Genomic DNA, 10,209 nt, shown 5'->3' with positions numbered 1-10,209 from the left:
GACTTCGGGGTGGTTCTGCGGCTTGCAGCTCCATCAGAGCGTTATACGTCGTCTGTAAGACGTTCACAATCGTGTCCAGCTGTGTCTTGGAGTTCCTGTAGTAGGTTTCGGCCATATTGGAATCGGAACGTGCTATTGATAAATAAATTCTGCTTTGATTGTAGAGCTGCTCTATATTACCTTTCGTATCTTGAGCTTGTTTAATTAAAGGCTTCAGATCCTCCAGATCCACCGTAAGCTTGGTCATTCTTACCACTCCTCTGTTGCCATCATCTATCTTAACGTTCCTTCCATTCATGAGCAGCCGTTCTAAAATAATTATTGGTTGGAGCTACAATAGAATATCTGGGCTTACCTACATTAATAGTAACAACAACAGTGGGGTCCCCAATTGCTTTGGAAAAGAATCCAGAGCTGTGATTATATAAAATGGGATACGTCGTATTGGAGTCATCAAAAAATTGAATGTTGTAGGTCACCTTGTCGACCCAATAGCTCCCCGGCATAGGTATGTAATTATTGTCTAAATTTAGATCCTGCCTAATCACATATTCGGCAGCTTTAATTCCTTCTGTTTGGTCAAATACCATTGTTCCGTTGGAATAAGGTATCGATTGATAATATTGGGTGGCTGCTGCCGCTGCTTCCTCGGCTATATATTTGAGCTGAATAAAATGACGTTCAGCTCGATTGTATTCATTTTGAATATTCAAAAAAATAATATTTAATAGAAATAAACTCATCCACAAAATAAATATCTTCATGGGGCGAGTACCTCACTCGGAGCAGATCCCCGGATCGTGTACACACTCTTATTTTGTTCACTTGTAAAACCAAAATAACTTGCCATAGCAATAATTTCATTTATCGGGATTTGAATATCGTAGTCAATCATTTCACGTTGATCAAATGCATTAAATCGATATTTAGGTGTTGTCGTTACATTTACCATAATCTTGCTCAATGTAACATTACATCTCAAAGCAAGCTCATTTTTCATATTATCAATGTTACCTGGAGTAAAATAGCCATCTGTCCTGGCTTGTTGAACATGCTTGTGAACGATTTCTATAGCGTTCTCCATTCGGTTGTGGTTGGCTTGATTTAATGTATATTGAACGATTGGGAAGAAAACAAGAAGCATCATCGAAAAGGCTATAATAAATTTCGCCAAAGAATCACCTGCTTTATATATATGGACATCTTGAGATGTTACCCGATCCCATAAACCGCAGTAATCCCAATAGTAATGATACTGCGGTTATTATTATGGAGACGAGTAAAGAACTATTCAAGAGATTCTTATCTTTCTACATCTGCCATCTTTAGCATTTGTTTGTCAGCGACACGTTTTGTTTGGACTGTTGCCGTGTCGGTACTACCATTTATATAAGTGTAAGAAAGGAAGCTCCCCAGAATAACAAATGCAGCTACGATAATAAATTCTTTCATGTCCACTTCTCCTCATTGATTGATTTGTTGGAAACCTTTTAATAAATCCATCAGGAAACCCAAAACCAAAAAGTTCGTTAATACAGATATCAGGGATATAACAACAACAGCATATATCATGTGACTCCGATATTGATTTTGTTTCAGCTTCTCCGTTTGGCGTTTTTGTTTAAAATCCTCTTGAAATAGGATGAGCTGGTTCTTCAATTCGATTGGATTTAGTCCATCCAGCTTTTCAAACAAGCTTCCAATTTCCTGTGCATGATCCGTATCCATTGCTTCAACAAAATACTTGCAAGCTGCTTCCTTTTGTCCCATCGTCCACATCATTAACATTCGATTAAAGATAGGTTTTGTTATCTTCGTAAATTTATTTAATTGCTCCAGGATGTAAAGCGATCCTGGTGGTCTCTCCTGTTTAATGATAATAAGATTTTTCAGTTGTGAAATGGCACGATAGACTTCTAAATTTTTTTTGTACTTGTACCTCGAAGTCAAAAGGTCCATTAAATATTTATAAGGGGTCTTTCGCTTGAAGATATACACCTTTGGACTTGTAATCATAAACACAATTACGATAAATCCCAAAGATGAAGTCATATCGCCTCCTTTCAGTGAATGGGATGCAAGGTTGCTAATCAATAGAAGACCTACAAGAAGATATCTGATGATTTGATATTGTGTTGAATTGATAGGTAACCCGGAAATAGCAAGAGTTTTCGTGACCTCATCGTCTCTAAAACGTTCCTGTACGATTTGCTGCAGCTGTGTGTATCGCCGCTTTTTGGCCTGGACTCTTCCAGCTAACAATATTGCTCTCGTTTTCCAAAACAGGTATATACCTGCTAATGATAATACCGATACGGCTGTGTAATAAGTAGCTTGTAGGTCTAACAATGACCACCCTTCTTTCCTTAAAAATCATTCTTAGGCTTTCGAATAAAATAATAAATGATAAAATTAGCCACAATACAGACCATTGTGTATACAAAATATTGCAGCCCTTGCGGATTCTTGAACTGATAATCAATAAATTTACTGGTTGAAAAACCCAAGTAATGTATAAGCCCATAGATACTCAATAAATAAGCTAAGGGGGCTACATACTTGATAATGAGAAAGGTTTCCGAATTATTTTGTTTATTCGTTTCATTAACAGCTTTTAGGGCAATCAGTTCATTAAGAATATCTTCGAGACCTTCTCTCACATCATCTCTGTAGGCAATAGCTTGATAAATATTATTCGATAACAGGATGGCCCACTCAGTTCCGATCGAAAAAGCAAATTCTTTAACAATCACTTCCAATTCTTCTCTATTTCTACATTCCTTTACATCAAGACTTAACCTGAATAAAGCCTTTCTTGTGTAAAGATCCCTTTTTAATCTAATAATCGTTTGGTCTATAGCTTCTACCATATTTAAGTAGTTCATTTTATACTGACTTATCAATTCAGTAACCAGAATATCGGCCTCATAGCTGCTGTTAACATTAATAGCGCGCAGTTTCATGTACAATAAGAGATATGGCGTTCCTCCAGCTGCTGTACAGGTGATTATGCTTGTTAACACTGTCTGGGAGCTCCTTATACAAAACAACAAGGAAAAGAAGGTCAACAATCCAGATATTAGAAAAAAGGTGTATATGGCTTGTTCGGACCTTGTATTCATGGCCACACGAATTGTCCGTTCGATATGACGCATGAAGCGGTTTTTTCTTTTTTTCCTTGAATCGTCTTCCTTCTGTGCTCCCTTGTAACGTCCGTAGGTTCTACCTTTGCGTACAGATGGTAAGATTAGGGAAGAAACTACCATCCACCCACATAGAAGAATGATGCAATAGATGATGTATCTGGCTAACTCTTCAATCGTAGACACTAACATGGCTGCTTCACCTACCTGTTTAGCATGAATTTGATATAAGGTAGTTCTGTTACAGTTTCACCCTCTATTGGGCTTATTGCAGCCAAGCGCTTGAACTCTCTTTGTACCACTTCAAATGCTTCATAATTTTCCATCTCGGCAATACCAACTTTATCCGAGCCAAAATCGTATTTGTAGCTCCAAGAATCCGTTCTAAAATTATATTTACATATTTGATGAATCGTAATTAACAAGGTTAAAGGGTTGTATCTGATTTCGTAAATACCTTTGAGCCTTTTCTTGGATTTATCCTTGAGCTGGATAAATTCAAATAGATAATGTACATTTTTAGCAATTTTTATTGTATTTGCGAATACGTCCCCACCAAATTCCTGAACAATCCCATTCGCGGCATCGTAACAGAAATCAATGGGATCAGAAGTATGATAAGTAAATTTCACTCTTCTGGTTCCGCGATTCGTTGCTTCAACTACAATTGCCATGGCAACAGCATCCCGTGCCTCTGCCATTATGAGATAGTCCCCATCGGCACGAAGAAGTCTCTTAATAATTTTCTTTAGCCTAACACCGTCTGCAACAATTTGCATAATAGGTGCTTTTGGCATTAAAACATGCAAGGCGATTTCAGGATCTGTCTCGATCTGAATCCCTTCCAAAGTCCCATCCTCAAGAGACTGCCAGGTTTCCAGAAAGGTAGTTTTTCCTGTTCTTACAGGACCTATAAATCCTACATTGAATCCTACCAATGCCCAAGCTTCTAGAGCCGGTACCAGCTCTATTGGAACCGTTCCACGAGCAGATTGCTCTTTAAAGGTGAATTGTTCAATGATGTACTTACGAAATATAATTGTGGATTCTTTGGCCAAACCATCTTCACCATCCACGAATATTGCTATCCTCGTTCCATCGAGCATGTAGACTTCTGCATTGCCATCATCCAATCGTTTCTCAGGCGTTTGCAGCATAAGCGCTGTAATAAGCTGATTAATACGATCCTTCGAGATGGTTTGTTCTTGAAGTATCATTTTTCCATCGATCAGGAAGTAAATGCGCTGCCCTATGATTTTGCAAGAAGTGCTCTCCTTCATTTTGATTTTCCATTCCATAATCCCGGCCAGACCCCAATTCTCATGAAATATAGCGGATTTGAGATCTTCAAACCAATCAGGAAACCATTCACTCGAAGCATTGTTTTTTTTCAAATATTCTTCTATCTTTGTTTTAAAATAATTAACTTCTTTCGTATGACCGATAATGGCCCTTTTCTGCTGGTACAAGAATTGGTTGGTTTGGTCTGCTTCTGCCGATCCCGTTCCAATCCCATCTAACATTTCCATTTTTATTACTTCCTTAACGGCATCGCATATTTCATAAAATCGTTCCAGTCGATTAAAAGCAGCGTTCGTTCTTCGGGATGTGTCGGTGCTCTTTTTTTGAATCTCCTGAATATATTCATCCAGATGAAAGGGTCTTTTGGGAACAGTACCCATCATCCTGCCTGACCCCTTCCGAATAGCTGCTTGATAAATCCAGGCTTTTTCAATTCTTGGTCCCTATATTCTACTTTTAACTGTTTGGCAATCAATCTCGCTGTCAGCTCAATTTGCTCGATAAAATCTATCGAATTGAAATGGAGAAGTGTTTTGCGGTCCACTTCTGCCTGCCATCCCATAAATTCCAAATGTGGAGGCGTAGCTGCTAAGGTCATTTTGTAAAGATCAGCCATTTGCTTGCCATCATACATAGAAGTATCCTTCAGAAATTTATTGATAATAATCATGAAATCCGTTGTCTTCAACTGAAGTGATTTAAAAATCTGACTCTGAACCTGTTCAAATTTGAGTCTCGGCTTCTCCTGCTGTGTAGTGACTAGATATTTGTGAGTTGCTGATCGCAAAACTCCAATGGTAAGCCCTAAGTTATAACTAGCCCCTGCGTCAATGATAATAATGTCAAACACATTGGATCCAAGCTCTAAAAGCTGCTCAACATGCTCCGGGTGAAAATGACGCATATCGGGTAAATAGCGGGGGGCCTGAAGGATATAAAGATTGTTTCTTTGAACGCAGGTTTGCAGCAGTTTTTCAGGAGAGAGCACATTACTCCATAGCTCCGCCTTGATTTCATCAATGCTGATATCCTCGTCCTCACGAAGTTTGACATAATAAGGGCCCATAGAGTCATTGAGAATATATAGTCCAATTTTGTATTCCGTATTTTGGGCTAATATTTCAGCGACAGATTGGCTAACCATAGAAGTTCCCACATCCCCAGCTGCTCCGAAGAAAGCTACAACTTTGCTATTTTTTCTTCCCATATCGGGAAACAAAGTATGGGTTAAATGTTCTATAATTTGATTTATAGTCATCTTAGGAGGAATAACCGTTATATCTCGAGCCTCACAAATATGAGCAATCAAATCATTTGGAGAATCCCCTTCATTGTCGGTGAGCATATAGAACAATTTTTTACTTTTAAGCTGCTGTGCGTACCGTCCATACATATCTGACAACATATTATGTCCAATTAGTATACTGCTGATGATTAGTATATCCGCCTCTAAAGCTTCTTCTAAAATATCTGATAGTGTAACCTCTTCAAAATAACCAAGACCTCGCAAGGGTTCCAGCAGATCAACATTATTACTTACCAGTTTTACTTTCATTTACCGTACCCTCCCCATCACTATAACCTATGATAAACTTATTGCCTCCAGTTACTATGGCAGTCAGCAGATCGATATCCTCCTTAGTAGCTATAATCTCCAGGTCTTTTATCGTTGAATTGGCATCGATGCGATCAATAGGGCTGGTAGATACGACTTCCCGGTTTGCACTGTCTTTAACATAGCTAACTATAGTAGAGAAGATAGGCTCATTCTTTCCCATAAGTTTATTTTTCTCATCCGGTTTTTGGGTTATTTGAACCTGAATGTTCTGATCTTTTTTTCCGATATCCTCAGTTATTTTACTGGTAGCATCAATCTGAATCTTTTTATCATTTTTCATTGCATCACTATTAACCTCATAAAATACAATTTGGTCTTTTCTTCTCAGTGAATTAGGCATAGAATAAATCCATTCGTTAGGTATCTTCCAGTTCTTACGCTTTTCATCTGTAAGCAGGTTCGGAGATTCAAAGAATTGTAAGTCGAGCTGTAAATTTTTTGGAATATACTGCTTCGCTTCCAAACCTACAATGGTTCGTGGTTCTTTTATGAAATTTACGATTAATTTATCCTTTTCATATTTAACTGTTGTAAACATCTCTTCTTTAATTAAGTCTCCACGCTTCACATCATCTTTGAAAACCGGTACATCTACATAAAATGCTCTTTGTCTTCCATCTGCTTCCCACCACCACATCACCATGGCCAAAACAATGATAACCGCTATACCAAGTACAGGGATTAAGAAGCCCATATACTTTTTTATTTTTGCTTGAAGATTTCTCGAATTGAACACTTCCATCACTCCGATGCTAGAACTCGCCATAGTTATTCTACTTCAAATTTCCCTGCTACCCTTTACTGTTAGCCCTACCCTTTCTTTGAGTATCCTATCCATTATCTAAATCATAAATAAAAAGCAAAATATTGATATCATCACTAAGATAATATCAATACTTTCTAAATATTATTTATCCAATCCCCTTCAGAAACCAACTTATTATTTATGGCTCATTGTCTAGTTCTACAGATACAGTACAAGACGAAATATAATTCTTATTACTCAATTTAGATTCATATTCTTTGTTTATATTCCAAAAATTTCTTTTATTCATCTATTATGGTCTTTGGGTATTTATTTTCAAATAGGTCTATTGATTCATTATCGACAATATCCGCTCAACAATTTTGTTGAATAATGTCGAAGTGTAGCACATTTTAAAATATTTAATCTGACCTTCAAATAAAGAACTACTAATGATTGGTCTCTATGTCACTCGAATCCATACCATCTCTTGATTAAGGACTTCTACATATTTATCAGGTTTGATTTCTATTTTATCAATCCTATCAAGTGGATCTCCCTTCCAGATCGATACATGCATACGATCTCTATAAGTCTCGGGAACATATTGTTCCATATAATGATTCCTTAATTGCTCGGTTGACCATTTTAAGGTGTCCTCTGTCAGCTTAAACTCGGGGAGAGGATACACACTCTCATAATTTTGACCTATCCATCTTATCATCAACGTGGGCCAAAAACCTTGGAGACGGTTATCCATTTCTACATCCCCTGAGTCTGGGTAACTCAGATCACTGATTTCACAATAAAATAATAGATGCGAGGTATCTTTATACTTACTAATCTCACCCATCGTATAATACGGGCAAATCTCTTCAAGCATAAATACATCATTTCCACTGTGCACCTGATTCATTTTCAAGCTATTTGTCACATGTATCAGCTTTTCTTGAATGTTGTTTTCAATTATCTCCGCTGCATACATTCGACTAGGCAAGTTTATTTTACCAAAGGAAATAAGATATTTTTTGCCCCTTTGATCCTTAAGCCATACATAAACAACACTATCTATAGAATTGGATGAGTTTTCTATGGAGGCGGGTTCACATATAATATATAAGTTGTAGTTCTTCCTATCTTCTTCTCCGATTTTTCGATAAGGCTTGGAGTCTGCATATGTAAAACCAAGTCGATGACTGACATATTGTAAATCTTCGAATCCATCTCTTTGCCTACGATTATACAAGCATTCTCTCGCAACCCAGTCCCAATATTCAACCTTATGATCATAGCTGATCTTTATGGGTTTTTCTGAGATAGCTGTATCGTTAAGATAGAAATAAGCGCGAATAGATTCCAACATAGATAAGTACCACCTCAAATTCCTAATAGTTTTAAATACCTCTGAAAATCACCTTGATCTGTGTTGTCTCCAGAAATCATCATCGTCGATACGTACCTGCACATCTGTTACTTTCTGATATCCCGTTGGAGTCGTCGCCGTAAAGCGGAATACAACTACTTGGTTATCCCACTTTAACATGGTGTCATCCCACATCTCCCCTATCCATACGCCAGAGAAGGCTCCGCCACTACTTTTATCCATGTTGGTGTTGAATGTAGTTCCTATGATTTTGGAAGTGGTCTGTACGACATTACCTATTGTGTCGGCTTTTAACATGAACCTTTCACCTGGAAAGAAGACATCATAGCCACGTGGGCTTTCATCTGTTCTGGTTTTGGCTTGATTGTACTTCTTACGATTGGAATTCCAATCATCGGTATGGTTCACGTAACCCAATAACACCATAGGACTGACGACAATACGTCTTGTCAGGCTGTCGCTGGCTTCGTGAACGTCTGTAACAGTTAATGTTATATCATAATCACCAGGCGCTACAAATTTAATGTAAGGCACTACAGTACCTGTAGTGACGACTCCAGATGGATTACGTACTGACCAACTCGCTGTTAGGGCATCACCATCCGGATCTGTAGACTGATCGATGAGTTGAATATGATCTCCTTCCCAAGCAGGCCCCTCGAAAATAGCTACTGGTGGATTCACCTTCCAAGTGAAAATCGCTTTGGGCGGTCGATTGATCATCATCCACGTTTGTGGCGACCAATTGGATTCGGCCCCGTACTGGTCCCACACCTTGACGCGGACCCTCATCTTTTGACCGGTAGGCAGATCAACGGGAACCGTCATTCTCCCTGTCGTAGAGGTTGTATTCTGCCATGTTTTCCCTGAATCGTAAATCGTCACATCATTGGCCTCGTTTGTAATCTGGATCTGATACCAATAAAGGACATACCCAATATCCGGGTCTGATTGATACCAAGTTAGCTCGGGTCGTAGCGTATTCACGATGTTAGGAGCAGCTTGCGTACCATAGGGAAAGGTCATATAGGCAACTGGTGGGTTGTTCGTATTCATCCAGCCGATGTTACTCCAGTCAGACCACGATTCCCCGTCACTGACTTGTACCTGTACCCAATATTTTTGTCCCATGGACAGCATGGTTTCCATCGTCCATGCCCAGTTTGTTAAAGATGTATCCATCGCTCGATTTTTTACGCATTCAACAGGATTATTTGATATATCAAATACACATAGATTGAATGTAGAAAATATGGTGCCCGGATCGATGTCCGCTTGATTCCATGTTATTGTCGGTTGTAAGGACACCGACGAAGGATTTGCATAGCTTCCGCTTGGGAAGGTAAGCCATACCGTCGGTGGATGATTCGGCGCTACCGGCTGGTCGATTTGGATGGTCTGAACGTACCAATCCGACCATGCTTTATTCTCGTCTCGAACGGCCATAGCAACGGTGTATTCCCCACTCTCCAAAGGTCTGACAAGCTTGCTGTCCTTCTTCACTCCGGATGGAGTGATATAGTAAAACTTCTTGGCATAAATGCCGTTGTTGGCTGCAAAGGCTGCCTGACAATTGCCATGTGCATAGCAGCGGTCCGGATCAAAGCTCAGGTCCGTCCATCCTACTGTTCCATCCTGTTCGATATGCAGGGTAAATGGTGCTTCAGGTATACGATGCACAATTAAATACTGCTCGTAATCCTCCGAATATTTGCGATACGAATCAAAAGCGGCATTGTCAGGCCTTGGATTATCCGGTACTCGATATTTGAGCTTATATAAACCAACCTTATCGAACTGTGGAACGGGATTGGTCACGGTTTGACCATGCATTGAAGATACGCCGTAGTTCGCATCATAAGGTGCCCAGGTGTACGGTAGGAATCGGTTTGGATCAACGTGGTCAATGTACCACTGCGTTCCGGGTGCGTACATCGCATCCCTTTCCGGATCGTCATAGGTAGTTTCATACGTAATGGGTGTATTCACGATCGCAGCGCCCGGTGTATCGTAGCTC

At 39.3% G+C, this 10,209-nt stretch carries 11 protein-coding genes; all 11 read right to left on the bottom strand.

The annotated features are described in order from the left end of the window. The coding region (locus BK127_RS40920; protein ID WP_144026720.1) for a hypothetical protein at positions 1-247 on the bottom strand (247 nt) is incomplete at its 3' end. 31 nt (positions 248-278) lie between these two features. Beyond that, positions 279-764 carry a hypothetical protein gene (locus BK127_RS40915; RefSeq protein ID WP_076238391.1) on the bottom strand — a complete coding sequence of 162 codons (486 nt, stop codon included), beginning with the start codon at positions 762-764 and terminating at the stop codon, positions 279-281. After that, positions 761-1,174 carry a hypothetical protein gene (locus BK127_RS40910; protein ID WP_076238390.1) on the bottom strand — a complete coding sequence of 138 codons (414 nt, stop codon included), beginning with the start codon at positions 1,172-1,174 and terminating at the stop codon, positions 761-763. The genes BK127_RS40915 and BK127_RS40910 overlap by 4 nt, the downstream gene beginning before the upstream one ends. Before the next feature lie 128 nt (positions 1,175-1,302). Next, positions 1,303-1,452 (bottom strand): hypothetical protein, encoded by a 150-nt coding sequence (locus BK127_RS44370; RefSeq protein WP_179097812.1) that lies wholly within the window; start codon positions 1,450-1,452, stop codon positions 1,303-1,305. A 12-nt stretch (positions 1,453-1,464) separates the two neighbouring features. Next, positions 1,465-2,052, bottom strand: a complete 588-nt coding sequence (locus BK127_RS40905) for a hypothetical protein (protein WP_144026719.1) — start codon at positions 2,050-2,052, stop codon at positions 1,465-1,467. 314 nt (positions 2,053-2,366) lie between these two features. Then, positions 2,367-3,023: a hypothetical protein gene (locus BK127_RS40900; RefSeq protein ID WP_179097811.1), complete on the bottom strand. Its 657-nt coding sequence runs from the start codon at positions 3,021-3,023 to the stop codon at positions 2,367-2,369. Positions 3,024-3,346: 323 nt separating this feature from the next. Then, positions 3,347-4,672 (bottom strand): P-loop NTPase family protein, encoded by a 1,326-nt coding sequence (locus BK127_RS40895; protein WP_179097810.1) that lies wholly within the window; start codon positions 4,670-4,672, stop codon positions 3,347-3,349. A 152-nt stretch (positions 4,673-4,824) separates the two neighbouring features. Next, a complete protein-coding gene (locus tag BK127_RS40890) occupies positions 4,825-6,000 on the bottom strand; it encodes a CpaE/TadZ family protein (RefSeq protein ID WP_076238387.1) in 1,176 nt (391 codons plus the stop codon). Further along, entirely contained in the window at positions 5,978-6,829 is an 852-nt protein-coding gene (locus tag BK127_RS40885; RefSeq protein ID WP_076238386.1) for an SAF domain-containing protein, read from the bottom strand. The genes BK127_RS40890 and BK127_RS40885 overlap by 23 nt, the downstream gene beginning before the upstream one ends. Positions 6,830-7,271: 442 nt before the next feature. After that, positions 7,272-8,171, bottom strand: a complete 900-nt coding sequence (locus BK127_RS40880; RefSeq protein ID WP_076238385.1) for a hypothetical protein — start codon at positions 8,169-8,171, stop codon at positions 7,272-7,274. A 48-nt stretch (positions 8,172-8,219) separates the two neighbouring features. Next, on the bottom strand, positions 8,220-10,209 hold a 1,990-nt coding region (locus BK127_RS44365; RefSeq protein ID WP_218639084.1), incomplete at its 5' end, for a PKD domain-containing protein.

It is taken from the genome of Paenibacillus sp. FSL H7-0331 (genome assembly GCF_001956045.1).
This window is presented reverse-complemented; position numbering and strand designations above follow the sequence as displayed.